23 protein-coding genes are annotated in these 23,831 nt (G+C 49.2%); 13 read left to right on the top strand and 10 right to left on the bottom strand.

Annotated features, from left to right (window positions below; translation table 11 throughout):
* Positions 1 to 50 precede the first annotated feature (50 nt).
* From BZG83_RS05255 to BZG83_RS16650, 5 genes are all read left to right on the top strand, one after another.
* Complete coding sequence (locus tag BZG83_RS05255; protein ID WP_077479644.1) at positions 51 to 452, top strand: GFA family protein; 402 nt, start codon at positions 51 to 53, stop codon at positions 450 to 452.
* An 11-nt stretch (positions 453 to 463) separates the two neighbouring features.
* Complete coding sequence (locus BZG83_RS05250) at positions 464 to 976, top strand: GNAT family N-acetyltransferase (protein ID WP_158011502.1); 513 nt, start codon at positions 464 to 466, stop codon at positions 974 to 976.
* Between the two features lie 307 nt (positions 977 to 1,283).
* Complete coding sequence (locus BZG83_RS05245) at positions 1,284 to 3,044, top strand: PAS domain S-box protein (RefSeq protein WP_077479642.1); 1,761 nt, start codon at positions 1,284 to 1,286, stop codon at positions 3,042 to 3,044.
* Positions 3,045 to 3,136: 92 nt separating this feature from the next.
* On the top strand, positions 3,137 to 3,397 hold the full coding sequence (locus BZG83_RS05240) for a glutathione S-transferase N-terminal domain-containing protein (RefSeq protein ID WP_241825815.1): 261 nt from the start codon (positions 3,137 to 3,139) through the stop codon (positions 3,395 to 3,397).
* Positions 3,398 to 3,472: 75 nt separating this feature from the next.
* On the top strand, positions 3,473 to 3,760 hold the full coding sequence (locus tag BZG83_RS16650) for a hypothetical protein (protein ID WP_131825055.1): 288 nt from the start codon (positions 3,473 to 3,475) through the stop codon (positions 3,758 to 3,760).
* A gap of 1 nt (position 3,761) precedes the next feature.
* Here the strand turns inward: BZG83_RS16650 and BZG83_RS05235 are convergent, their stop codons facing one another.
* Both BZG83_RS05235 and BZG83_RS05230 read right to left on the bottom strand, forming a co-directional pair.
* Entirely contained in the window at positions 3,762 to 5,156 is a 1,395-nt protein-coding gene (locus BZG83_RS05235) for a sensor domain-containing diguanylate cyclase (RefSeq protein ID WP_077479640.1), read from the bottom strand.
* A 79-nt stretch (positions 5,157 to 5,235) separates the two neighbouring features.
* Complete coding sequence (locus BZG83_RS05230) at positions 5,236 to 6,123, bottom strand: aspartoacylase (protein WP_077479639.1); 888 nt, start codon at positions 6,121 to 6,123, stop codon at positions 5,236 to 5,238.
* 230 nt (positions 6,124 to 6,353) lie between these two features.
* On the opposite strand from BZG83_RS05230, the gene BZG83_RS05225 reads away from it, so the two are divergent.
* Positions 6,354 to 7,781 carry a 6-phospho-beta-glucosidase gene (locus BZG83_RS05225; protein ID WP_077479638.1) on the top strand — a complete coding sequence of 476 codons (1,428 nt, stop codon included), beginning with the start codon at positions 6,354 to 6,356 and terminating at the stop codon, positions 7,779 to 7,781.
* Positions 7,782 to 7,856: 75 nt separating this feature from the next.
* On the opposite strand, the gene BZG83_RS05220 is transcribed toward BZG83_RS05225, so the two are convergent.
* The 3 genes from BZG83_RS05220 to BZG83_RS05210 form a co-directional block, all read right to left on the bottom strand.
* Positions 7,857 to 8,396 carry a histidine phosphatase family protein gene (locus tag BZG83_RS05220; protein ID WP_077479637.1) on the bottom strand — a complete coding sequence of 180 codons (540 nt, stop codon included), beginning with the start codon at positions 8,394 to 8,396 and terminating at the stop codon, positions 7,857 to 7,859.
* 171 nt (positions 8,397 to 8,567) lie between these two features.
* Complete coding sequence (locus BZG83_RS05215) at positions 8,568 to 10,403, bottom strand: GGDEF domain-containing protein (protein WP_077479636.1); 1,836 nt, start codon at positions 10,401 to 10,403, stop codon at positions 8,568 to 8,570.
* Complete coding sequence (locus BZG83_RS05210) at positions 10,400 to 11,566, bottom strand: ABC transporter substrate-binding protein (RefSeq protein ID WP_131825054.1); 1,167 nt, start codon at positions 11,564 to 11,566, stop codon at positions 10,400 to 10,402. Before BZG83_RS05210 ends, BZG83_RS05215 begins: the two co-directional genes overlap by 4 nt.
* A 187-nt stretch (positions 11,567 to 11,753) precedes the next feature.
* On the opposite strand from BZG83_RS05210, the gene BZG83_RS05205 reads away from it, so the two are divergent.
* From BZG83_RS05205 to BZG83_RS05195, 3 genes are all read left to right on the top strand, one after another.
* A complete protein-coding gene (locus tag BZG83_RS05205; RefSeq protein ID WP_131825053.1) occupies positions 11,754 to 12,140 on the top strand; it encodes a hypothetical protein in 387 nt (128 codons plus the stop codon).
* A gap of 56 nt (positions 12,141 to 12,196) precedes the next feature.
* Positions 12,197 to 12,553, top strand: a complete 357-nt coding sequence (locus BZG83_RS05200; RefSeq protein ID WP_077479633.1) for an NADH:ubiquinone oxidoreductase — start codon at positions 12,197 to 12,199, stop codon at positions 12,551 to 12,553.
* Between the two features lie 161 nt (positions 12,554 to 12,714).
* Complete coding sequence (locus BZG83_RS05195) at positions 12,715 to 14,019, top strand: MFS transporter (protein WP_077479632.1); 1,305 nt, start codon at positions 12,715 to 12,717, stop codon at positions 14,017 to 14,019.
* A 61-nt stretch (positions 14,020 to 14,080) separates the two neighbouring features.
* Here the strand turns inward: BZG83_RS05195 and BZG83_RS05190 are convergent, their stop codons facing one another.
* Together BZG83_RS05190 and trpS are read right to left on the bottom strand one after the other, a co-directional pair.
* Positions 14,081 to 15,751 (bottom strand): methyl-accepting chemotaxis protein, encoded by a 1,671-nt coding sequence (locus BZG83_RS05190; RefSeq protein ID WP_077479631.1) that lies wholly within the window; start codon positions 15,749 to 15,751, stop codon positions 14,081 to 14,083.
* Between the two features lie 221 nt (positions 15,752 to 15,972).
* Positions 15,973 to 17,010: a tryptophan--tRNA ligase gene (trpS, locus tag BZG83_RS05185; protein WP_077479630.1), complete on the bottom strand. Its 1,038-nt coding sequence runs from the start codon at positions 17,008 to 17,010 to the stop codon at positions 15,973 to 15,975.
* A gap of 288 nt (positions 17,011 to 17,298) precedes the next feature.
* Between trpS and BZG83_RS05180 the strand changes: the two genes are divergently transcribed.
* From BZG83_RS05180 to BZG83_RS05170, 3 genes are read left to right on the top strand one after another with little or no spacing between them, the layout of a single operon-like run.
* Complete coding sequence (locus BZG83_RS05180; protein ID WP_077479629.1) at positions 17,299 to 18,030, top strand: 5-oxoprolinase subunit PxpA; 732 nt, start codon at positions 17,299 to 17,301, stop codon at positions 18,028 to 18,030.
* The gene (gene pxpB / locus BZG83_RS05175) at positions 18,027 to 18,722 is read left to right on the top strand and encodes a 5-oxoprolinase subunit PxpB (RefSeq protein ID WP_077479628.1); all 696 of its coding nucleotides are present in this window, start codon (positions 18,027 to 18,029) and stop codon (positions 18,720 to 18,722) included. The genes BZG83_RS05180 and pxpB overlap by 4 nt, the downstream gene beginning before the upstream one ends.
* Positions 18,707 to 19,657, top strand: coding sequence for a biotin-dependent carboxyltransferase family protein (locus tag BZG83_RS05170; RefSeq protein ID WP_077479627.1), 951 nt, complete (start codon positions 18,707 to 18,709; stop codon positions 19,655 to 19,657). The genes pxpB and BZG83_RS05170 overlap by 16 nt, the downstream gene beginning before the upstream one ends.
* A 77-nt stretch (positions 19,658 to 19,734) precedes the next feature.
* Here the strand turns inward: BZG83_RS05170 and BZG83_RS05165 are convergent, their stop codons facing one another.
* Entirely contained in the window at positions 19,735 to 21,564 is a 1,830-nt protein-coding gene (locus BZG83_RS05165; protein ID WP_077479626.1) for a DUF3413 domain-containing protein, read from the bottom strand.
* 73 nt (positions 21,565 to 21,637) lie between these two features.
* A complete protein-coding gene (locus BZG83_RS05160) occupies positions 21,638 to 22,039 on the bottom strand; it encodes a diacylglycerol kinase (protein ID WP_077479625.1) in 402 nt (133 codons plus the stop codon).
* 96 nt (positions 22,040 to 22,135) lie between these two features.
* On the opposite strand from BZG83_RS05160, the gene BZG83_RS05155 reads away from it, so the two are divergent.
* Complete coding sequence (locus BZG83_RS05155) at positions 22,136 to 23,185, top strand: glycosyltransferase family 9 protein (protein WP_077479624.1); 1,050 nt, start codon at positions 22,136 to 22,138, stop codon at positions 23,183 to 23,185.
* Positions 23,186 to 23,232: 47 nt separating this feature from the next.
* Here BZG83_RS05155 and BZG83_RS05150 read toward each other — a convergent pair.
* A partial coding sequence (locus tag BZG83_RS05150; protein WP_158074935.1) for a sulfatase-like hydrolase/transferase occupies positions 23,233 to 23,831 on the bottom strand: 599 nt, incomplete at its 5' end.

Raw genomic sequence — 23,831 nt, 5'->3', positions numbered from 1 at the left:
CTAGTGTTTTTATACACTGGCGTTAAATTCGTTGGACAAGGATAAAGCTGATGAAAACGCTCAAAGCGAGTTGCCTGTGCGGAAAAATACACCTCTCATTCCCAGATGAATTTCTTTATATGGGGAATTGCCATTGCTCTGAGTGCCGCAAATTTACTGGCGCTGATTACTCATCCGTGGGTGGCATTGAAAAGAGTAAAGTGATGATTGTGTCGGGCGCGTCAGATATCCGCTATTACCCCAAAAGTGACGAAACCGAACTTGCCTTTTGCGCGCACTGTGGGGCGAGTTTGTTTTCACATAAAGTGAAGAAAGGGCTGCTCAATATTCGGCTTGGCATCCTCGATACGCCACCGCGCCATGCACCGGATTTTCACATTCATACTGCGTCCAAAGCGCCTTGGCACTCGCCCAATGAAGCGTTGAAACAATTTGAACATGGACCTGACTGATGGGAGAGACTATGCAACTGTTAGTGCGTCCACTGACGACCCACGATCGAGAGGCGTTGCTCGCGTTTGAGCAGGTTAATCGAACCTATTTTGAAACCTTCGTTGATAGTCGCGGAGACGCTTTTTATAGCCTCGATGGCGTTGCTGAGCATATTGAGTCACTGCTTATGCTTCACGCGCAAAACGAATACATTCCCATGCTGATTACTGATGCGAGCCAAGCCATTATTGGTCGCGTTAATATTAGCCAAATTGATGCGGTATCAGGGACAGGGTCGTTAGGCTATCGCATTGCTGAGGAGCAAACGGGTAAAGGCGTGGCCTCTCGCGGCGTAAAATATGCGTTAGATGTTGCACGTGAGTATGGGCTAAATACACTGCATGCGCTGGCTGCGACCACCAATATTGCTTCTCAAACCGTACTAATGCGCAATGGTTTTGTTGAGTGTGGCACGGTATCGAATATCGCCCGTGTCGCGGGACAAAGTATGGATGGTATTTGTTACCAAAAAGCGCTGAGGTAGCGTTAGATTCGACCGTGCGGATGATATGACGGTAAATATCACAATATGACTACAACTGGATACATTCGCACATCGAACTCATCTTACCAGTAACAAGCTGATAACACGCATTGGGAGGGGCTAGTTTTGCAATAATGTATAGGCCATTAATTTTAAAACAGAAATTTTACTAGCTGCCGTCCATGTACTTATATGCCTTTTCGACACACTCATACTTTCCACGTCTCTTTTGATTAATTAATGAACTAACTTAACCCTCACATTAGTACTGATATTTGTATTAATAATGTTAATGGGAGGGCTTGCCATGTTTAAGTCAACGTTACTAAGAAAGGGTGAGGGTGCACTACAGCAAGTCCTCGATCAAGCCATCGATGCGATTGTGACGATTGATCACAACAATAACATCACTTATTACAACCCTGCCGCTGAGCGTTTGTGGGGATATCATCCCGAAGAAGTGCTCGGCAAAAACGTGAAAATGCTGGTGCCGAGAATGTATCAGGCGAATCACGACAGCTATGTCAATAATAACCGGAATACCGGTGAAGATAAGATTGTTGGCACATCACGCGATGTTCAGGTTGAACGTAAAGATGGCAGTATCGCATGGTGTAACCTTTCGCTATCGAAAGTTAAAGTTGGCAAGCATATCCACTACACCGCGTTTGTAAAAGACATCAGCAAACAGAAAGAGTCGCAAGAAATCATTAATCAAACCCTCGAACAGTGTATTGATGCGGTCGTCACGATTAACAGCAAGAACGAAGTAATTTTTTTCAATAAAGCGGCTGAAGCATTGTGGGGATGTGAGCGAGACGATGTGTTAGGCCAAAATGTGAAAATGCTGGTGCCTGCTGAAATCCAACCTAAGCATGATCAATTTGTGAATGCGAACAGGGAAACCGGTCAAGATAAAATCGTGGGTACGTCACGCGACATTGAATTACACACTTTTGACGGCCAAACGATATGGGCAAACCTATCTCTATCTCGGGTTAAACTCGACAGCGGTGATATTCTCTATACCGCGTTTGTGAAAGACATCGACGCACAGAAAAAGCAGCAAGAAGAGTTCAAGGTGTTGTCACTGGTGGCTAATGGGACGGATAACTCAGTGATTATCACCGACCCCAATGGCTTGGTTGAGTACGTGAATCCTGGGTTTACCAATATGACGGGTTATACCCTAGAGGACATGGTTGGCAAAAAGCCGGGGCATGTATTGCAAGGCAAAAACACAAGCCCAGAAACCGTGGCGCGTATTCGACGTAACCTTGACAATAACCAGCCTTTTTACGAAGAAATTCTCAACTATACCAAAGCGGGTGAACCTTACTGGATTTCGTTATCGATTAACCCCATTTTTGGTCATGATGGTCAAGTCGAGCGGTATATCTCTGTGCAGGCGAATGTTAATGCGACCAAATCTGAAGCAGTGGAGAATGATGCCCGTTTAAAAGCGATTTCCGAAAGTAACATCGTGATCGAATGTGACTCGCAAGGACATTTTGAGTTGATTAATAGTCATGGCTTAAATGCCCTTGGGGAAGAGAGTTTGGAGGCATGCCAACGCCGTTACCGTGACTTAAAAGGGTTAGTCGGTGATTATGATCTAAAACGTCTTCAATCTGGCCAAGTTATCCAGCAGCATTTTGTCTGTGAACAAGAGCAAAAGCGTGTGACGGTAGAAGCTGTAATGTCACCTGTRTTAGATGACGATGGAAAGCTTTCCAAAACGATCGTTTATGGCTCTGATGTGAGTGAACGGAACGCGGTGATCAGCGATACTCATGGGTCGATGGTGCAAATTCTAGATAGCATTGGCACCATTACAGGGACGATTAACGGCATTTCTGACCAAACCAATTTACTCGCCCTCAATGCGGCGATCGAATCTGCCCGGGCAGGGGATGCGGGCCGAGGATTTGCTGTGGTAGCGGACGAGGTGCGTGCGCTGGCACAAAAAACCACCGCATCGGCGTCAGAGATCAGTGGTCTCATTGATGAAACCCGTACACTCGTCGAGCGGTTGTCGCAATTTAGTGCCAACAAAGCGAGTGGATGACTAGCATCAATACCGTCTTCAATGCCATCATTAGGGATAAACAATGACAGTAAACAGCGGCACACCCATGGCCGCTTTTTCAAAAAGGAAACATGATGGCTGATTTGAACGAACTAAGCTTGTATCACAAAGAGCACTGCCCATTTTGTCATAAAGTTCGTGCGGTGATGGCGGAGTTAAAGCTCGATATCCCGCTGGTGGATATGAATGCGAATCCACAAGAGTGGCAGCGCCTGCAAACCGAAGGCGGCAAAGGCATGGTACCTTGTCTGCGTATCGACCAAGGCGGTGAGACGCACTGGATGTATGAGTCAGACGATATCATTGAGTACTTGCGCGACAACTTCGCGTAAGTTGCTGGCTTAATACTGAAAGGGACGTCGCTTGGGTGATGTCCCCTTCATTCGTTGCGCTATCACTCGATGCCAATGCCACCACCTTCTTCAACACCCTGTGTGATTTGTCAGCACCAACGCCCGCTGACCTTCCATCACCTGATCCCGAAAACCTGCCATAACAATAAGTGGTTTACCAAACGCTTTTCCCGTGCCTACATGCGCGAGCATGGTATCTGGGTATGCCGACGTTGCCATGCCTTTATCCATCGTCAATTTAGTGAAAAGCAGTTAGGCCGCTCCTACCACACGCTTGATCTGTTGCTCGCAGAACCTGTCATCCAAGATTATGTGACTTGGGCCCGAAAACAGCGATCTTGAATCACGCCTGCTCGATTCGGTTCCGGCCATTTTTCTTTGCTTTATAGAGTGCGGTATCCGCGCGTTGAATGATCGTATCTTGTGTATCGTGTGACACAAAATGGGTGTAACCGATACTGATGGTGCAACGTATAGCTTGCCCATCCACATGGATGACTTCGGCGTGAACGCGCTCGACGAGACGCTGGAGTACCACTTTCGCGCCGTCTATATCGGTCTCCGGTAGCACACACAAAAACTCTTCCCCGCCCCAGCGACCATATATGTCGTTGGTTCGTGATTCTTCCCTGACAATATTCCCAAAGCGCTGTAGCGCGATATCGCCAGCTCGGTGGCCATAGGTATCATTAAGATTCTTGAAATGGTCAAAGTCGACGACTGCCAGTGTTAATGGATTTTTGTAACGTTCACATCGCGCCAGTTCCTTGGTCAGTGCATTAGTCAGATAGTGGCGATTGTAGAGTTGGGTGAGCGAGTCAGTATTGGCTTGGATCTCAAGCAGTTGCTGTGCATGTTCTAACGCTTCCCAATCACGTAGTCGCGCCAGCTCATGACCCACCCACTCAGCAAATAGTCGCAATAGTTCGAAATCTTGTGGAATAAAGGGTCGAGTGGGCTCTGGACTAGAAAAATTTAGGGTGCCATAGCGCTCACCATCAATAAAAATGGGGGCGCCAATATAAGCTTCTAAAGCAAAATGTTGGTAACAGGGGTGTGAGCGGATATCACTGTTGCCAACATGATGAAATCCTTTGACCTCATTGGCTTGATAGACATGACTGCAATAGGTGGTTTGTAAATCAAATACCTGGCCGGCTTGGAGCGCACATTCGGGATGAATGGCTTGTTGGACGGTATAGCGTTGGCCGACGATTTGGCTAAGAATGCCAATGGGTAGCCCGAAGTGTTTGCAACCCAGTGATAAAATACGCTCCACGCGTTTGCTGAAGTCAAGATTGCGCGCCGAGGTAATGGAATGCAGTTGGCTAAGGGCTGATTCCACTTCAACGCGCGTGCTGATATCTTGGATAAAGGCCACGTACATAATAACGTCTTGGTTATCATCGCACACTGGACCACCGTGAGTTTCCCCCAGAAACACATGACCATCGGCGGTTTTGTATCTTACTACGTAAGCATTGTGATAATAGGGCTCCGCCTCGGGATTAAAGCGTTCACGCCCCTTAGCATCGAAGTCTTCTTGTTCGGCGTATAGCACTCGCGTGCTGGTATTTTTCACACTTTCCAGTGTACAACCAAACAGGGCTTCTGCTTCGGGGTTTAAAAACTGGATGCGCCGTTGCGTGTCGGCTATTACAACGGCGGTATCTAGATTACGAAACAGCGAGGGCAGTATCGTCTCAACGTCTTTATGATGTTCAATTGCCTTGTTCACAACTGGCTCTATACGTCTGCCGGAAATAGCTTAAGCGTAGTACAAAACCCAGTGCTTGTTCGTGTTATTGATGGGTTTATTATTTGGTGATGATCTCAATACGCTCTGCCATCGACATGGCGATGTTGTTATCGTAATACGCGGCTTCATTAATAAAATGTGGGTACGCAACATAGTCGCCTTGCCATGTTTGCTCGCTGCCATCAAACAAGATAAAGAGTGGATCCCCTGGATTCACCGGAGCGAAGTCTTTGTCTTGAACGTGTTGATGCACCATACCAATGCGTTCCCCAGATGCATCCTGAGGTAAGTGCAGTGTTTCTGTGTAACGGAACCCAGTGATCTTTTCCGGCAATTCAGGCACTTGGTCGATATTAAATAAATGAACGAAGTCAAGAATGTGCGTGGTCATTTCATGCATCGATTCCATCACATCATGGCGCAGCACCGATTGAGGTTGGGGGCCAATTTCAACGATCACACCTTGTTTAGCTACTGAGCATAAGAAGGCTTGCTGAATGGGCTCGATATGATCTTCGACTAAGATAACCGCATCGGGCATGCGTTCGATGACATAGGCGGCTAACTGGGTATTGAAGGTATCTAGGGTCAATAAAATTAGCGTCGGGCCCATATTGCTGGTGGTATTGTGCAAATCAATAATTAAATCTACTCGCGGATCGCCTTTGGGGCCGAGTTGCTGATTGAGTACCTTGGCTCTGCTCTGCTCATAGTTAGCAAGTGATTGATCAGCCAGTAACTTGGGATCAAATTGCCGATTAAGGTCACAATCGAGATAGCGCTTGTTGGCTTGATATGCGCAGGGATTTGCGAAAAATAACTCAGTAGAAAAACTGCTTCGTGTGACCGTCTCGCTATTCTGCTGCCACTGTTTAAGTGCGTAGATGCCACTGAATTCATTGCCATGGGTGCCACCAACAATCGCGACCTGACTAAAAATGCTCATTGATACTCCTTGTGGACTGATCAAACGGTATCCGTTGTATATCACTTAAGCGTATCACTGCCAGCGAAATAAGTTAACAGAATAAATTGTCTTTTATTTTGCGTTTTTATTCATTCTGGCATGGCTGTTTCCAGCAACTATATTAACTATCAATTAATCTTGGATTCAGTTCACACTTCAGCAGTATTGAACGGGGTAGGCTAGCGACGAAGACGGATAAGAGGTGATACATGAGTAAATTTCCTGAGAACTTTCTTTGGGGCGGCGCCGTGGCTGCGCATCAGGTGGAAGGGGGTTGGAACGCCGATGGCAAGGGGATCAGCATTGTCGATGTGTTGACCAAAGGTGAGCACGGCGTACCTAGAAAGATGACCGATACCATTAAGGCTGGGGAGGCGTATCCGAATCACCAAGCGGTTGATTTTTACCACCGGTATCCGCAAGACATTGCTTTATTCGCGGAAATGGGATTTAAGTGCTTCAGAACCTCGATTGCATGGTCGCGGATCTTCCCAAACGGTGATGAATCTACTCCGAATGAAGCCGGATTAGCGTTTTATGACCGCTTGATTGATAACTTGTTATCGCAGGGAATCGAGCCGGTGATCACCCTGTCGCATTTCGAAATGCCTTATCACCTTGTGAAAGCGTATGGTGGCTGGGCCAACCGCAAAGTGGTGGACTGCTTTGTGCGTTTTTGCGAGACGGTGTTCACGCGCTATCGCGATAAAGTCACCTACTGGATTACCTTTAACGAGATTAACAATCAGCTTAATTGGGACTATCCGCTATTCGGCTATTGTAACTCAGGGGTCATTTTTACCGAACACGATCACCCCGAGCAGATGCTTTATCAGGTGCTGCACCATCAATTCGTGGCGAGTGCCAAAGTGGTCGCGCTGGGCCACGTCATTAACCCAGATTTTAAAATTGGTAGCATGATCCATATGATGCCGCTGTATCCGGCAACGTGCCATCCTGATGATCTACTGGCATCTCAACGCGCGATGCGAGATAAATATTTATGCAGCGACGTGCAGGTTAGGGGCCACTATCCTCATTATATTTGGCCACAATGGGCTGCAAAAGGGATTCAGGTCGCGATGGACGACGATGACGCACAAATTCTAGAAAATGGCCGCGCGGATTTTCTGGCGATCAGTTACTACATGACCAACATTGTCGATGCCAATCCACCCGAGGAAGATGAAAATGCGTTATTCAGCGCCAGCCGTTTGAATCCGCACTTACCCGCCTCTGATTGGGGGTGGCAAATTGACCCTAAGGGGTTGCGCTACGCGCTGTCTGAGCTTTATGAACGTTACGAGAAACCGATTTTTGTGGTGGAAAATGGTTTAGGTGCGCTGGATACGAAGGAGGCATCGGGCGAGATTAATGATGATTATCGTATCAGCTACTTATCACAACACATCGAGGCCTTGGGAGAGGCAATTTCACAAGATGGGGTGGATGTGATTGGTTACACCCCTTGGGGCTGTATTGACTGTGTTTCGTTTACCACAGGAGAGTATCGCAAGCGTTATGGGTTTATTTATGTTGACCGTCATGACGATGGCAGTGGTGACTTTTCACGTCATCGCAAAAAGAGCTTTTWCTGGTATCAAAACGTGATTGCCAATAATGGCCTGACAAAATAGTAGCGACGGCAAAGGGACGCATGCGGCGTCCCTTTTTACTGTACTCGAGGCGTCTATCTCTGCGTGAGAAGGTTGTTATTGACCGGGCTGATAATCAAATTCGATAATTTCGCCGTATTCAATGCCTTGTTCGCGATACCCSACAATCGCTTCTATCACATTAAAGTGGGCGACAACGGCGATGGTTGAGTAGGTTTGATAGCTATCGAGCACGGCACTGACGCGGCGGTGTAACGAGGTTGCCGATTCATAGCCTGCGTTGGTAACCTCGTTGCCATTGGCAAATAGCTCGCGATACTCAAGCCAGCGTCTATCGCGCTCTGAAAGGGGAATATAGCTGCCTTTGATATCCGCTTGCCACTCGCGTAGGTCATGTTCTACAAACAACGGGTTTTGCAGCTGACGATTGAGGATTTCAGCGGTTTGTAATGCACGCGTGTAGGGCGAAGACAGAATAATCTCTGCTTGCTGTAAGCTAGGATGATTGGCCAAGGCCTGAATGTCGGGAATACACTCACGCTGCAAGGGGGCATAGTCTTTTTCCAACTGGCTCATTTGGCGYGCGTCTGCCAGTGAGTAATCGGTTTTTCCATGACGGATAAAAACGACTTTCATAGGGCTTCCTTTTCTTGAGTCGATAACAATTTATTATTATGTTGCGCGGATGCGCTTATCGATGGGCATTGCAAAGACAGCTGCCACACCATGATGTTGGCGTTGTAGCATACCGTCATCGTCCTGTCATGAATGTCGATGGTTGCTCGCAAACGGGCGTGAGCTGGCTCGCTATTTTTCCTCTCGCTGGTCGAGAATGTTAATGCAATCGCGGCCGTCGTCTTTGGCTTGATAGAGTTGTTGGTCGGCGGCCTCTAACAGATAGGAGTCTGATGTCTCATCATCCGGTATCGTGATGATCCCGCCGATACTGACAGTGACATAATCGCCATCAGGGTTTTTCTCATGCGTCATTGCCAGTTCAGTAATATCATCGCGAATCGCATTGGCCAAGCCGTCGAGCTGTGCGGCATGCTTAGGGGGAAGTGTGATGGCAAATTCTTCTCCCCCGAACCGTGCAACCGTGCCTTCATACTCTTGGGTACGGGTGAGTAAAACACGCGCGATTTGAGTGAGTGCGTCATCGCCTTGTAAGTGTCCATACTCATCGTTGTAGGCTTTAAAATGGTCGACATCGATCATCATGACCGCGACTGGATGGTTTTTTTTGATGCCGTCGTAAATATGATTGCTGAGCTCACGTTTAAACGGGCGGCGGTTCATGAGCCGGGTTAAGTCGTCGGTTTCTGCTTGTACTTTCAGTCGCTCATTGGCAATGATCAATTCTTCTTGTAACTGCTCCATGGCAACATGATTGCGTTCGCGGATCATGACTTCACTGATTGCAGTCGCAAAGCGTTTGAGCAACAGTGTTTTGTTGTTATCCCAAATAAAGGGTAAATGGCGATTCGCCACTGTGATCATGCCAAAGCTTTTTCGGCCGTCAGTTAGCGGAAATGCGGCAATAGAGAGAATGCCGCGATGGCGTAACCAAGTTCGTTCGTTGATAGCGTCTTCGCCTAACTGTCCGACATGGGGAACCACCAGCGCTTCTGTATCCGCAAGCCAACGCTTGATCATGTGCATTTCACTTAGGTCGACCACATCTGGGGCGAAGGTAATCTCCTGTGGCCAATAGCAACGACGCTCAGCGCGATAGGCATCGAAGGCGTACCAGCTGATTGCTTCTACCCCCAAAAGCTTTGYCATGCTGGGGAGCACTTGCTCAACATCTTCCGTGATATTGTGGGAGTCAGAGCTTAGAAACTGAATGGAAATATCTGCGAGCAAAGAGCTTGCGTTTGATTGCCAATTGAGTGCCTTGGTACGCTGTTCGACTTGTTCTTCCAGCAATGTTTGATGTTGTCTTAACTCTCGCTCGGTAATACGCTTTTGCAGAAAGTCATCGCGGATACGCGATTGCATGGCGTTGATGGAACGCGCCACCTTACCAATCTCATCGCCGCGTTGGATCAAGCTTACAGGTACACAGCTTTGATTGGTTTTTTCTGATTGATACCGGTCCAAAGAATTTGTTAACTGCTTTAGTGGTCGAGAACATAGTCGGTTGACCACCCAAAGTACGATGATAGTGATGATGAATGCTTCAGTAAAATGGACGAGTGCGAGAGGAGTCGCACTATCAAGCGCCTCCCGTTTTACCTCGTAGCGATTGAGTACCATATTCAGCGTACCGATGTTATTCCCCTGCACGCTTAAAAGAACTTGATGATTGGCATCACAATGACTACTCGTGCTATTAACTTCGCTGATCTGGGTGCCATCAAAGCCTTTTACCTCAACGCGGCAAACGGTTGGGATCATCGACAACCCTTTAACACTGCGACGTACGAGTTCTAAATCGACCACCCAGAGCGCATGACTAATCACACGCGCGGCGTCCGTGCTGCGACTTTCGATTAGTGTGGTCGAGGTGGCTACCGCACGTTGGTAGTTAAGATACATCTGAGATAGCGTGCTTCCGATAGAAAACAGCAAACTGAGCGCCAGTACCACAAACGCGATACGAGCTTGGAGACCTTTTAAATTGATATCGAATTGGGTCACTGGTTGATCCGTTCCATTTTATCAGCACCGCAGTGCGAGCGTTGTTGACGAGCCATTTCTTTGAAAGAGATATGGTCCCAAGCATCGGCCTGTAAAAAAGAAAAATAGGGTGTGTTGGGCTCTATCAACTGGAACAACTGGTCAGCGCATAATAACGGTAATGAAAGGCCATTTGCATGGGCATAAATACGGGTAAGTGCTATGCCTCCCGCAGAGAAATGTCCGCCGCCCAGTGCCGAGATAATACCTTGCTGTCTCAGCGATAGAACCTTTGCTGACGTATTCACTGTCGCGAAAAAAATATCTTCACCCGGCTTTTTCCCCATTTCTTGCGCCGCTTTGATGGCGCCAAATGCCATATGATCATTCGCGGTCCAAACGTATCTCAACGCTGGATAACGTTGCAGCAACGTGCCCATTTGTTCATAGCTTATTGCTTCATCCCATTGCCCATGAACGACTTGCATTAATTCAATCTGCTGATGGCTTTTGAAATAGTCGCGAGCGCCAGCTTCGCGGGCAACAGAGGCCGGAGTGTTGAGATCGCCCGATATTATAACCGCTTCGCCGGGTTGTTGGTGGCCAGCTTTTACCATGGCCTCAGCAATTTTCTCCCCAATATAGCGATTATTTGGGATCACGCTGGGTAACAAATATTGCTGCCAGTGAGGATCGCTTAACAGGTTTGCGCGCACTTCTGCATCGATGTCATTTAAGATGACCTGAACGTAAATCGGGTGTTGACGTAAAATCGGAAAAAGGTGATTGGCTGCCAGCTTTTCATTCACAATGATCACATAGTTGGGAAGGGGGGGCTTATTCAGTCTCGCCGAGAGTATTTGACGCATCGCAAAGTGATTACGGGAGGCGTGGCGGATATCTAACTCGATCCCAAGAGCGTCCGCAGCGGCTATGCTGTATTGATCGACTTCCTGCCAGAAGCTTTCAGACGCATGCCCTGGATTGATGAATAAAACACGTATAGGTTGCTCTGCCTTTGCAGAAGCACTCAGCATGATGATCAGACTGATAAACACGCTCAGACAACGCATTATCTTCTTTTGCATCCTCTCGCGGCCTCGTTGATGAAAATCTCCCAGTACAAATAATAGTTTAGCTAGATATATTAAGAATGATGATGTGGTTCGGTATTTTCGCGACAAAATTATGATGATTGTTTTGCGATAAGTGAGGTTGCGAGGCTATTCATAGTTTACATGTTTAATTGCTAGACGCTTGGGCACTATCGAGTAAATTTGATTAGGCAAGCGTTGGACGATAGGGCATGATAATGCAGTAATTATGACGATGATTGTCATTACTGGTGACGAAAAAAACGACAATTGAAAGATGAAAACCTATAACGATAAAAAGAGAATAAAGCGCCATTTCCCGATGGATTTTTATGGTGACGGTGAGGGTTGGCGCTTTGCGGTACGGGCAGAAACGCCACAACAAGTACTGGCAGCAAAATGTTGGGTAGCGCTTTTAAGTGCGCGTCGTCGCGAGTTTCGGATTGTGGATTTAGCGATTGAATGCTTCACCTATGTGGGTAGCGCGGATGAGGGCGCTGGACGCATCGGAGCCGACTATGGCACACGTGTCAGCGTAAAACGCCAAGGGCAAGTGATCTCGGTGGATGCGCTGACACAACGTTACGGCGCCATTATGACGGTAAAATCCCGCACTCTTTCATCTATGTGCACCCAACCTGCAAGCGGTGTCGCACTCTCTTAAGCCTTCACTCTCACCCTTAGCCAGCCAGTGGCATAATAGAGAAAAAGGCAGGAAACATGGCATTTATTCTTCTTCTCGTGCTGACCATAGTCGGCGGTGTGCTGGCGGGTGAGCATTTCCATTCTTATCTTCTTGGGCTGTGCGTCGCTAGTACAGCGGTGGGTGCTTGCTATTGGATCACGTTTCGTAGCAGCCATTACCCCCAGTTTGCGCTGTTTTTGTTGTTGCTCGGGGTGGTCGCTAAGATTGCAGTGACGGCGGCGGGTGTCCTGCTCGGGTTAAAACATGCGTTGATCACCTCGCCTTTGGTCTTTTCGCTTTCGTATTTGTTTTTCCTGTTTGCCTCGACCTATTGCTATTTTCGCTATCGTGAATATTGGCTTACGCGCTTGAGCCATAAAGACTTACAGTAAGTACCAACACTGTACGATACCCAGTATGGGCAGTATTTAAAGCAACATATTCAGTTTTCAACGCGGCGGTCTTGGGTTCGCCATGATGAACATTATCACGTTGATTTTGCCGTACCTTGCCAATATGGGCAGAATAAAAACAAAAAAGACTGGGAGAAAGCGTGCACAAACTAGCGGATGACTTACACCAAAAACTTTTTAATGAAGAAGATGCGCGTGCCTGTAAAGACATTGATGGCAGTGCGTGCCGTGAGGTTCCGGGCAATTTTTTCCGCATCATCGTTAGCCAAGGACTCACCAAAATTGGCGACGCGGTATCTAACCCGAAAATTGTCTTGCCAGCGCTTCTCACCGCGGTTGGTGCTCCCTTGTCGTTAATTGGCTTATTGGTGCCCATACGAGAGGCGGGCTCGTTAGTGCCTCAGTTGGGTATCGCCGGTTATGTCCGCCAATTTGCGGTACGTAAGTGGGCATGGGTGGCGGGCTCTGTCATTCAAGGGGCGTGTATCCTAGCCATGGCGATCGCTGCGTTACTTTTAACCGGTCAGGTAGCCGGCTGGAGCATTATCGGCTTGCTGGTGGTATTTAGTTTGGCGCGAGGCTTGTGCTCGGTCGCCTCGAAAGATGTGTTAGGGAAAACCATTCCTAAGCCGCAACGAGGACGCTTGAATGGGTGGTCGTCAAGCTTGGCGGGGGCGGTGACGATTGCCGCCGGTGTCGGATTATTCAGTGTCTCGGATCAACAGCATGTGTGGGTCTATTGCGCGCTATTGGCGTTCGGCGCAGTGCTTTGGTGGATTGCCGCGGCGGTTTACAGCCAAGTGGATGAATACGAAGGGGCCACTGAAGGTGGTGCCAATGCGCTCACGCATGCGATTTCTAAACTGCGCTTATTGGTGGATGATAGACGCCTACGCCACTTTGTGATCACCCGTTCACTGTTACTCTGTTCGGCCCTATCCGCGCCCTATTATGTGCTGTTAGCTAGTCAGCATAGCCAAGCGTTAGCGATCACCACCGCAAGTTTTGTTGCGATTAGTGGCATCGCAAGTTTGTTGTCGGCCCCTTTTTGGGGACTGTTTGCCGATCGGTCTAGCCGCCAAGTGATGATAATGGCTGCCGTGGTGACGGCGTTATTGGGGCTGGTGGTGGTGAGTATCGGTCAGTGGTATCCCGCGCTGTTTTCTTTTGCGTCGGTACTGCCTGGCGTCTACTTTGTCCTGACCATTGCTCACGAGGGTGTGCGGCTTGGGCGTAAAACCTACATCGTGAATATGGCTGAGGGCAATCAGCGCACCGATTATGTCTCGGTTAGCAATACGTTGATTGGCTTCATGCTCTTATTCATGGGTGGCGTCACGGCATGGTTGAGCCAGTGGGGGTTGATGGTGGTGATTGCGGTGTTATCGGCGCTTGGCCTGCTGGGTGCATTGATGGCACGCGCGCTGCCAGAAGTAGAAAGATAAGCCGGCGGGCGGAATAGAAAAAGGCGCTAGCGATTAGCGCCTTTTGGTCTGGTGTTGCCGGTTAAACCTTAAATTGGCTCACCAGACGTTTGAGCTCTTCGCCTGTCTGGTTTAAGTCAGTTGCCGCTTGTGACGAGTCATTACTGGCGTTGAGTAGCTGGCTCACAATGTCGCGAATCGATACCAGATTACGGTGAATGTCTTCGGTCACCGTGGTTTGCTCCGAGGCAGCCGAGGCAATATAGCTGGTCATGTCATTGATTTGGGTAATGGCGTTACTCACCGAATCAATGCCGCTACCAATTTCGTTGGATGCCTCCGAGGTTTGCTGGCAGGTATCGTTACTTTGCTTCATCCCATCTACAGCTTGATTGACGTACGACTGTAGCTCATCCAGCATTTCGCGAATTTCGTGAGTGCTCTTTTGCGTGCGGCTTGCGAGGGTTCTCACCTCATCAGCGACCACCGCAAACCCGCGACCTTGTTCGCCTGCACGTGCGGCCTCAATGGCAGCGTTAAGTGCCAGCAAGTTGGTTTGTTCAGCAATATCGCCAATCACAGAAAGCACGCCGGTAATCTTATGGGACTGCTCATTTAGCGAATCCACATGCGTACTCGAGGTATTCATTTGCTCGACCAGCGCTTGCATCGAGGTGATCGAGAACTGAACTTTCTCTTGGGCGTGACGCGCGTCGTCAGTAGCTGCACTAGTGGCATCAGCCACCTGGGTGGCGTTCTGTGACACCTCTTGCGCAGCCGAGCTCATCTGGGTAACAGCGGTGACCACTTGCTCGGTCTCGTTATCGTGAGTCTGTAATTGCGTGGCAACCATCTGGGTTTGCTCGTCAATCGTGCGTGCGGTGTGGCTCACTTTTTCCGTAACATCCACCACACTGCGGATGGTGGTTTGCAGCTTGTCGATAAAGCGGTTAAACGCATCCCCAAGCAGAGCAATTTCGTCACTGCCTTTAATTTTCAGGCGCTGGGTCAGGTCGCCATCACCGTCGGCAATATCATTGAGGTTGTCCAGCATGTCTTTCACCGGTATTGACATCCGTTGGGCAACAAAGGCGACGGCAACGAACGTAATGATCAAAATAAGAATACCCGCAATGACCATGCGCGCAGTTTGTGCCGCTAAAGCCTGTTCTGCATTTTCGCGGAAACCGGCAACGCGTGCCTCAATATCGTCAATGTACGCCCCGGTCCCCAACATCCATTGGCCGTTATTGACCATATCGGCATAGCCAATCTTTTCGATCAATTCATTGGTACCCGGCTTTTGATAGAGGTAGGTGAAGGTGCCATCACCGCTTTGCGCCGCTTCGAGCAGGCCTACAATAATTTTGTTGCCCTTGGGATCTGTAAGATTGATCAAGGACCGGCCTTCAAGCTCTGGCTTTAAGGCATGGAATACGTTGTTACCTTGTTTATCGTAGATGTAAAAGTAGCCTGCCTTACCAAAGGTCACTTCGCGAAGTGCATCTTTAACATTTTGTGTGGCATCACCGCCCGCTTGCTGTGCGTTTTTTACTACAGTCGCGGCAATTTCTGTGGCTTCGCGAAGCTGCATTTTTCGCTCATCAATTAATTTGGTTCGAAAAGTGGCAATGTTCTCTTCGACCAGCTCTCGCTCGTAATAGGTAGTGATAAATAACGTAACGAGAATGGATAATACCAAGGGTACGATGGCAAGCACTAAGAGCTTTCCGCGCAGCATTAACTTCAACATACCGGATACCTTGTGTTAATTATGGTTTCGAATTCGCTAAAGTATGGAAGACATTTTTTCCGTTTGCCGCGCAAAAAGCCCTTTTATTTGATGTGGATTGGGAAACATTCTGCAATCTTTTACATCTGTCTAACTCGTTATGCAAAAGAGATTGCGATAACTATCTGATTCATCACTGGTAAGTAAGTATAAGCCATTTTTCACTCACCCCTCTTACCTCTTTATCCCACAAGCAGGCCCAATGCACGCTTAACGTTCTGGCATGTTTGTTCTGTCTGTATACGCGCCTTTTTTTGCCCATCTTTTAGGATATCTGACAAGTAATCAGGGGCGTTCATGAGTGCTTTTCGCCGTTCTCGAATGGGCGATATCAGGGAGATTAAGCTATCGGTCAACACGTTTTTCACTGTCATATCCCCCAGACCTCCGCGCTGATAATGTGCTTTGAGTTCGGCGACGTGTTGAGCGTCAGGGTGGAAAGCGTCCAAATAGGTAAAAACGACATTGCCTTCGACTCGGCCGGGGTCTGAGACGCGTAGGTGTTGAGGGTCTGTGTACATGGATCGCACCGCGTCACGTATGGTGTCATTGTCATCGCTAAGATAGATGGCGTTACCCAAAGATTTTGACATCTTGCTTTTACCATCAACACCCGGCAAGCGCGATGCTTTGCTGGTAAGTGCACGACATTCGCGTAATACAGGCTCGCCGACAACGTGATTAAATTTGCGCACAATGTCGTTGGTTTGCTCGATCATAGGAAGTTGATCATCGCCTACTGGCACGAGGTTAGCGCCAAATGCGGTGATGTCGGCGGCTTGACTGATTGGGTAGGTTAAAAAACCGACGGGAACTTGCTGTCCAAACTGCTTGTCGTTGATTTCGTGTTTTACCGTGGGGTTGCGGACCAGTCGTGCGTAACTCACTAAATTACTATAAAACATGGTGAGTTCTGCGAGCGCAGGAAGTTGGGATTGCTGACAAATTGTGACCTTATCAGGGTCAAGCCCAACCGCGAGATAGTCCGCGACCAAGCCTAAAATATGCGTGGCGACGTGACCTGGTTGATGACCATTGTCGGTTAATCCCTGCATATCTGCGACCAGAATGGTTTGAGCACATTGTCCTTGTAACGCAAGTCGTTGGCTAAGTGAGCCACTGTAATGACCAAGATGTAAGCGGCCAGTGGCGCGATCGCCGGTCAGAATAACGTCGTTTTTGTCGATAGCGTTTTTGTCGATAGAGTAGGGGGGGTGCATTGGTGTCTCCTTGAGGATAAAAGCCGACGGAGACAGGGAAGTTGAAAACGACTCATTGACTGCCTACCGGCGGCCAATGAATACCCAGACTCAATGGCACGCTAAAGCGCGCGCCACCACTGGGTGCGAAAAATCAATAGAGTGTGTGTATCAAATACCGTTTTCATAGTGGTTTAAACTATCAGTCTTATGAGTACGACACAAGACTCACATCCTGACTATTTTGTTGGTTTATCCGCGGGTTAAAAAGCCGTAAGGTAAAGCAAAGTCAGTGAAATCGAGGGAGTGATGAAACTAAACGCAGACATGGGTGAAAGCTTTGGTGCGTGGTCGATGGGGATGGATAGCGCGCTAATGCCGTGGATTGATATGGCCAATATCGCGTGTGGTTTTCATGCCTCAGATCCTGATGTAATGGCGGCCACGGTGGCACTCGCAGTAAAGCACAATGTGAGTATTGGTGCTCATCCCGGCTACGCCGATAAGCAGGGCTTTGGCCGCCGTCATATTGATCATACCCCTGCACAAATTAGTCACCTTGTTCGCTATCAAATTGGCGCGTTACAAGGGATCTGTGCACGCTTTAATGCGAGCCTTGATTATGTGAAGCCCCATGGTGCGCTGTATAACACCATGATGGTGGACAATGATTGCTTTGAAGCGGTGTTGGCTGCGGTGGCTGATACGCTGCCCAATACGCCATTAATGGTGTTGGCATTGCCTGATAACCGTCAGCATCGCCAGCTTGCCCAACAAGTCGGTGTGCCGCTGATTTTTGAGGCCTTTGCTGATAGAGCCTACCTGGCGTCAGGGCAATTAGCGCCGCGCGGTCAACCGGGCGCGGTGTTAGATGACGCTAACGCGATGATTGCGCAGGTGTTGCAGCTATCTCAACATGGCACGGTGACAACCCTTGAGGGGCAAACGCTCACCCTATCGCCGGATACGGTGTGTGTGCATGGAGATAATCCACAATCGGTCGAGGCGATAAAACAACTCAGAAAGGCCTTAACACCATGACACTCAAGGTTGAGCAGGTCAGTGAAACCACGGTAATGATCCGGTTGGGCAATAAGATCGATCTTGCCTTAGTTCCACAGTTATCTGCGCTGTGTGAGCGAATCCGCCAACACTTTGGCCGTGGTGTGGTTGAATTAATTCCTGCCTACACCAGCGTTCTGGTAGAAGTGAATGTTCGCTTACTGTCACCAGACAGGTTGAAAACGTGGGTGATGAACCAAGGCGAATCACTGCGAGTCACCGATGACGCCGTGGGCGGAAAACACGTGATATTGCCGGTGTATTATCACCCTTCGGTTGGGCCCGATCTGGCTGCGGTCGCCGAGTTTGCTGGCGTGAGTGAGCAAGAGGTGATTGCGCGACACAGCCAACAAACTTACACCGTTTGTGCGATTGGTTTCGCGCCCGGCTTTGCCTTTCTTGCGTCGGTGGATGAGACGATAGCCATGCCGCGGCATACCACGCCTCGCCATCAGATCCCCGCCGGCAGTGTGGGCATTGCACAACAGCAAACTGCGGTGTATCCGGCGGCGTCGCCCGCAGGCTGGCAAATTATTGGTAACTGTCCCAAGGTGCTATTCAATCCCCGTCAATCGCCCATGATGCCGTTTGATGTAGGTGATACCGTCCGTTTTGAGCCAATGTCAGAGTCTGATTACCGCGCGGCAGGAGGTCAATGGTGGCAGGATTAACGGTGCTCGACCCCGGCGTATTGAGCTTGGTGCAAGACACAGGGCGCTACGGGGTGGGCCAGCTTGGCTTAAGCCAAGGCGGGCCGGTCGATTGCCACGCTTTTGCTTGGGCGAATTATTTACTCGATAACCCCGCCAATACACCGCTTGTCGAGATAACCATGGGTCAAGCACGTTTTCGTGCTGACCACGCGATGTCGATCGCCATCACCGGCGCAGACATGCAACCTTGTATCAATGGTCAGCGCGTGGGTATGTGGCAGACGTTGACGCTAAATGCGGGTGATGAATTGCGTTTACGCTACGCGCGCCGTGGTTTGCGGGCCTATCTCGCGGTGTGTGGCGGCTGGGCGGTCGATGGGGCATTTGGCAGTGCTGCGACGGTGATGCGCAATCAACTCGGCGGCCTCCATTCCGGATTAGGTGAACAGGCGGGAGGCATGGCGCTCACCAAAGGAGATGTATTGCCTTGCCGACCGCATGCGCTGTTGCCGAGGGTGCGCGGTGTACCGACACGTTTTATTCCTGACTACAACGCCCTGACCCCACTGGCGCTTGTGCCGGGGTATCAATTTGATAGCTTCAGCGCCGAGGCGCTAACGGCATTTTTTGATGGTGAATACACGGTCAATCAGCACAGTGATCGTATGGGCGTGCGCCTCAATGGACCGAGCGTCGTGAGCAAGCRACCGGGTATTGTTTCCGAAGGCATTGCACTCGGCGCCGTGCAAGTACCCCCGGATGGTCAGCCGATTGTGTTGCTCAACGATCGGCAAACACTCGGTGGTTATCCTAAGCTTGGCTGTTTAACCCGTGCCAGCTTGAGCATGTTGGCGCAAACGCCACCCGGTCAGGCCGTGCGCTTTTATCCAGCGCGGCTGGCGGATGCATCGGCGCAATGGCAAGAGTTTGTGCAGTTTTTTGACTGGATATAGCCTGCAGAAAATGGATAGATGAGCCTCTGGAAGACAGAGGCTCATAAACGGATAGGCCTTAACGTGCAAGCGACGGACTAGCGGAAACGGCTGATTTGCTCGAGGGCTTTTTCCATTTGCGCAAAGTCAGGTGACGCGTTTTCTATGGGTCGGTTGGTGTTATCCATGTATTGATATTGCCCCCCCGCACCCACTTCTAAAATAGTGTCGTCGGTCACTAACGCATAGCCGCTGTAGTTTGACGATAACACCCAATCTTGGCCGGGGTTTGGTGCAAATAAGTCATGACCAATCGCATAGCTGGCTGGATCGGACGTTACGCCCAAATAATGCTTCATTAGGGTAGGCGCAACATCTTGGTGGCTGGTGAGTTGTTTGCCGGTATCGACCTGTTTTGCCTCGATGCCGGGGCCTATCATCGCGAAAGGCACATGAATTTGTGGGTCAGTAAAGTTACTGTTATGCCCCCAAAAATTCAGTTGGTTGTCATTCATTTCTTGGCCGTGATCGCCAGTGAGCACAATCAAGGTATTATCGAACTCTCCGCTTTGTTTTAGCTCCTCAATGACCTTGGCCACCAAGCTATCCACGTAGCGCACGCTGGTCTTATAGCGATTGAAAAACGGTGTCGGGTCTGTCTCGTTATTTAGCTTGAGGTAGTTAATTTCGTCCAGCATCGGCTGATACTTGGGGGTAAAGTCCGCAGGAAAATCATAGCCATGTGGCGCATCGTAAAACAAAAACGAGAAAGTAGGACGATTGGGGTCACGCTTTTGGTGCCAACGGATCCAATCTTGGGTGAGATCTGCGTCTAGCTCGGCGGGAGAGTCGCCCTCAGAGCCGTTACGTAAATCGGCTACCTTGGCAAACACGGTTTGGTTAAATTCCGGCTTTTCCAATTGCGCGGCGGTAAAAATACCCAGTTGATAATCGAGCGCTTGCAGGCGGTCCATCAGCACCGGAGATTGCTGATTGGCAAGAAAACTGTGCCAATAGGTGCCCGGTATGCCATAAAACAGGCCAAAAATGCCGGTACGGGTGGCGTTCCCCGTCGCAAGATGATGTGAATAGGTACGACCATTTTGTGCCAGTGCCCAAAGGTTGGGCGTGTTGTCAGCATTGAAGGTATCCGCGCGCCATGAGTCAACCACCAAAAACATGATATTTACCGGTTGTTCAACATGGATGGTTTCTAATGGTGAAAGCGGGTAGTTAAGGTCGGCTTCGCGATCTACATCCATCGCCTTTTGGCGCGCTAGAGCTTGTTCATCAATCCAACCATTTTTGCGCATCATGCTGTTGGCGGTGGCTGGATAGAAAAGTGGCAAATAACGTTTCACCGTTGTCACGGGTTGGTACGCGTAGGCCGCGGCCCAAATATGAATCCCATGGGTGGCAAGCAAGGTAAGAAACGTGAGCAGCGCAAATTTTTTGCCGACTTTGTGCTGGTGGGAAAAACGTGTGCGCGACAACGCAGCCAAAAGTGCCCATTGCGCGGCGAGGCAGGCAATCACGCCACCTATTACCATCAGCCAAGTGATCAGCGGGAAGCTGACAATTTGCCCTGCGAGGATCAGATCTAGCACCATGGCATTAATATGGAATCGGTACTGGGCAAACACGATGGTATCGATGAAAAGCGTGATCACACCCACCGAGGCAATCAAGGCGAGCAACGGTTGGCGCACCTTGGTGGGCAGCATTAGCAGCGGAAGTGTTATCAAGCCAACAATGGCGGCAAGTAAGGCCATTTGGCTAAAGGTACTGACCACGATAAAGGTGATGCCAAGTGGTTCTGTGGGAAAGCTAGGTAGAAACGCAAAGTAGCGGCTGGCTATTGCCATTAACACAAGGGCGTTAATGGCGATGAACCAGCTGTGTGTTTGAAGTCGCGATTTAAAAGACATGATTTCTCATCACAGTTAAGTTAATCAATCGGCAACATAATGGACGCGTTGCCGGGTTGTATGACGATGTGTGTTATCGAATAAGTAGGACACCAAAGTGATGCCATAAGATGGTAAGCCAGATTACACCTGCTAAAAGCAAACTGACAAACACCGCCGCAGAGCCGATGTCCTTTGCTCTGCCACTAAGCTCATGACGCTCTTCACCCACTCTGTCGACCACGGCTTCAATGGCGGAGTTAAGCAGTTCGACGATAATCACTAACACAATGACGCCGAACATCATCAAAGATTCCATCACAGGCAATTGTAGCCAGAGTAATACGGCTAGCGCCGCAACCAACAATACAACTTCTTGACGGATCGCGGCTTCATGGTGATATGCCGCTTTTAATCCAGCCCAAGAATAGCCAGTGGCTTTAATGATACGTATCAGCCCTCGCGGCTTTTCTGAGGGGGATGTATTAGCGCCCATAAATACATTCTCGTAACAATTTGATCGATAGGCTGGCATTTTACATTTAACCGAGCCAACTGCATAATCGGCGCGATAACTTAATTGGAATTTGTTATGCCTCTGTTTACTCACGCCCCACGCTCCCTGTGTTTTTTACGCCTATCTGCGATTGGCGATGTTTGTCATGCGGTCGCGGCGATTCAAGCCGTGCAGCGCCATTGGCCGCAGACGCAGATCACTTGGGTGGTTGGTAAAGTTGAAGCACAGCTTCTAGCTGGACTTGATGGGGTGGAGCTGGTGGTGTTTGATAAAAAAGCGGGATTAGCAGGCATGCGTCACGTCTGGCGGCAGCTGAAAGGGCGCCGGTTTGATGCGTTAGTGCATATGCAGCTTGCTTTACGCGCGAGCTTATTGACTGTGGGGATCGGCGCGCGCTATCGCGTGGGATTTCACCGCCACCGAGCGAAAGAGGGACAGTGGCTGTTTACCAATAAACGGATCCCCGACACCCAATCTCGCCATGTGTTAGATAGCTTTTTCGCCTTCACTCAATATTTGGGTGTGCCAGTTACGCAGCCGCAGTGGCAACTACCACTTTCTGAAGACGATCATGCATTTGCCAAAGCGCAACTCGGTGACAAGCCCACTGTCGTGATCAGTCCTGCCGCGAGTAAAGATGAGCGTAACTGGCTGCCAGAGCGCTATGCTGAATTTGCCGACTACGCGGTCGGTAAAGGTTATCAGGTGGTACTCTGTGGTTCACCGGCAGCGCGTGAAAAAACGCTGGCCGCCCGCATTATTGCCGACGCCAACGTACCACTGATTAACTTGGTGGGACAAACAAGTCTCAAGCAATTGGCCGCGGTGCTCGCACGTGCCGATGCGGTGCTAGCCCCCGATTCCGGCCCCGCGCACATGGCAACCACGCAAGGCACGCCCGTTTTAGGTCTTTACGGGCATAGTAATCCGAAGCGGACCGGCCCTTATAACAACCTCGCGGATGTAGTCAGTGTCTATGAAACCTTTGCTGAACAGCAACATGGCAAGCCCGTTAATCAATTGGCATGGAGCACTAGGGTGAAAGGCGATCATGTGATGGCTGCCATTGRTACACAGCAGGTGATCGACGCGTTTGAAACCATGATGGCGAAGCAATATCACTGAGGTTAGCGCGTAGGTTGATGATAAGGCGCCACCTACGCGCTTCTGTTTTACTTATTCGTCGTAGTGGGACGTATCAGCGCATGTTTTTCACTGTTGGCGTTAACCCTAAATCTTAGAAAGTTATGTTGAAGCTTTTGATAGTTTCTACCCCAGTTTGGCTCTGAATTTGTGACAGCTTCGCGTTCGTTAGTTAGTAATGAACGCCAAGGGTAGAGTTTTTTAGGCGATGATAGACGATATACCCCCTGCGAGTTGATAACTACAGAGTTATTGTAGCCATAATTAGAGACAGGCTGTTTTTGCAGCAAGTTTTCTCCGCCTAAACTCGAGTATAGCGAGTTGGATAAGCTAAAGTGATAGAGCGTAGGGAAAATATCGCGGTGTGAGCCGATACGCGTTGGGTCATAATAATAAGATGTTTGAGTTAGAATTTTTTTTGGTACTTTAAGAAAAAATGGAACAGCATAATTCAGTGCAATTTCGTTCTGTGCACCTTTTGATAAAAATCGTAAATGATGGTCCCCTGTTGCAGCAATAATAGTGCGCTCAGAAAGTGGTGAGTCATCAATTGCCTCTATGAAACCGCCTAAAGCATCGCTAGCATATTGGTAGGCTTTTAACATAGTACTTACTTCAACTGTTTCAC

Source organism: Salinivibrio sp. PR919 (assembly GCF_001995355.1).
In the GTDB taxonomy this organism is placed as follows: domain Bacteria; phylum Pseudomonadota; class Gammaproteobacteria; order Enterobacterales; family Vibrionaceae; genus Salinivibrio; species Salinivibrio proteolyticus.
This window is presented reverse-complemented; position numbering and strand designations above follow the sequence as displayed.

Excerpts from the sequence above, each read along its gene's own strand:
- BZG83_RS05255 (WP_077479644.1), top strand. The coding sequence starts at position 51 with ATGAAAACGCTCAAAGCGAGTTGCCTGTGCGGAAAAATACACCTCTCA.
- BZG83_RS05250 (WP_158011502.1), top strand. The coding sequence starts at position 464 with ATGCAACTGTTAGTGCGTCCACTGACGACCCACGATCGAGAGGCGTTG.
- BZG83_RS05240 (WP_241825815.1), top strand. The coding sequence starts at position 3,137 with ATGATGGCTGATTTGAACGAACTAAGCTTGTATCACAAAGAGCACTGC.
- BZG83_RS16650 (WP_131825055.1), top strand. The coding sequence starts at position 3,473 with ATGCCACCACCTTCTTCAACACCCTGTGTGATTTGTCAGCACCAACGC.
- BZG83_RS05230 (WP_077479639.1), bottom strand. The coding sequence starts at position 6,123 with ATGAGCATTTTTAGTCAGGTCGCGATTGTTGGTGGCACCCATGGCAAT.
- BZG83_RS05205 (WP_131825053.1), top strand. The coding sequence starts at position 11,754 with ATGAAAACCTATAACGATAAAAAGAGAATAAAGCGCCATTTCCCGATG.
- BZG83_RS05200 (WP_077479633.1), top strand. The coding sequence starts at position 12,197 with ATGGCATTTATTCTTCTTCTCGTGCTGACCATAGTCGGCGGTGTGCTG.
- BZG83_RS05190 (WP_077479631.1), bottom strand. The coding sequence starts at position 15,751 with ATGTTGAAGTTAATGCTGCGCGGAAAGCTCTTAGTGCTTGCCATCGTA.
- trpS (WP_077479630.1), bottom strand. The coding sequence starts at position 17,010 with ATGCACCCCCCCTACTCTATCGACAAAAACGCTATCGACAAAAACGAC.
- BZG83_RS05180 (WP_077479629.1), top strand. The coding sequence starts at position 17,299 with ATGAAACTAAACGCAGACATGGGTGAAAGCTTTGGTGCGTGGTCGATG.
- pxpB (WP_077479628.1), top strand. The coding sequence starts at position 18,027 with ATGACACTCAAGGTTGAGCAGGTCAGTGAAACCACGGTAATGATCCGG.
- BZG83_RS05165 (WP_077479626.1), bottom strand. The coding sequence starts at position 21,564 with ATGTCTTTTAAATCGCGACTTCAAACACACAGCTGGTTCATCGCCATT.
- BZG83_RS05160 (WP_077479625.1), bottom strand. The coding sequence starts at position 22,039 with ATGGGCGCTAATACATCCCCCTCAGAAAAGCCGCGAGGGCTGATACGT.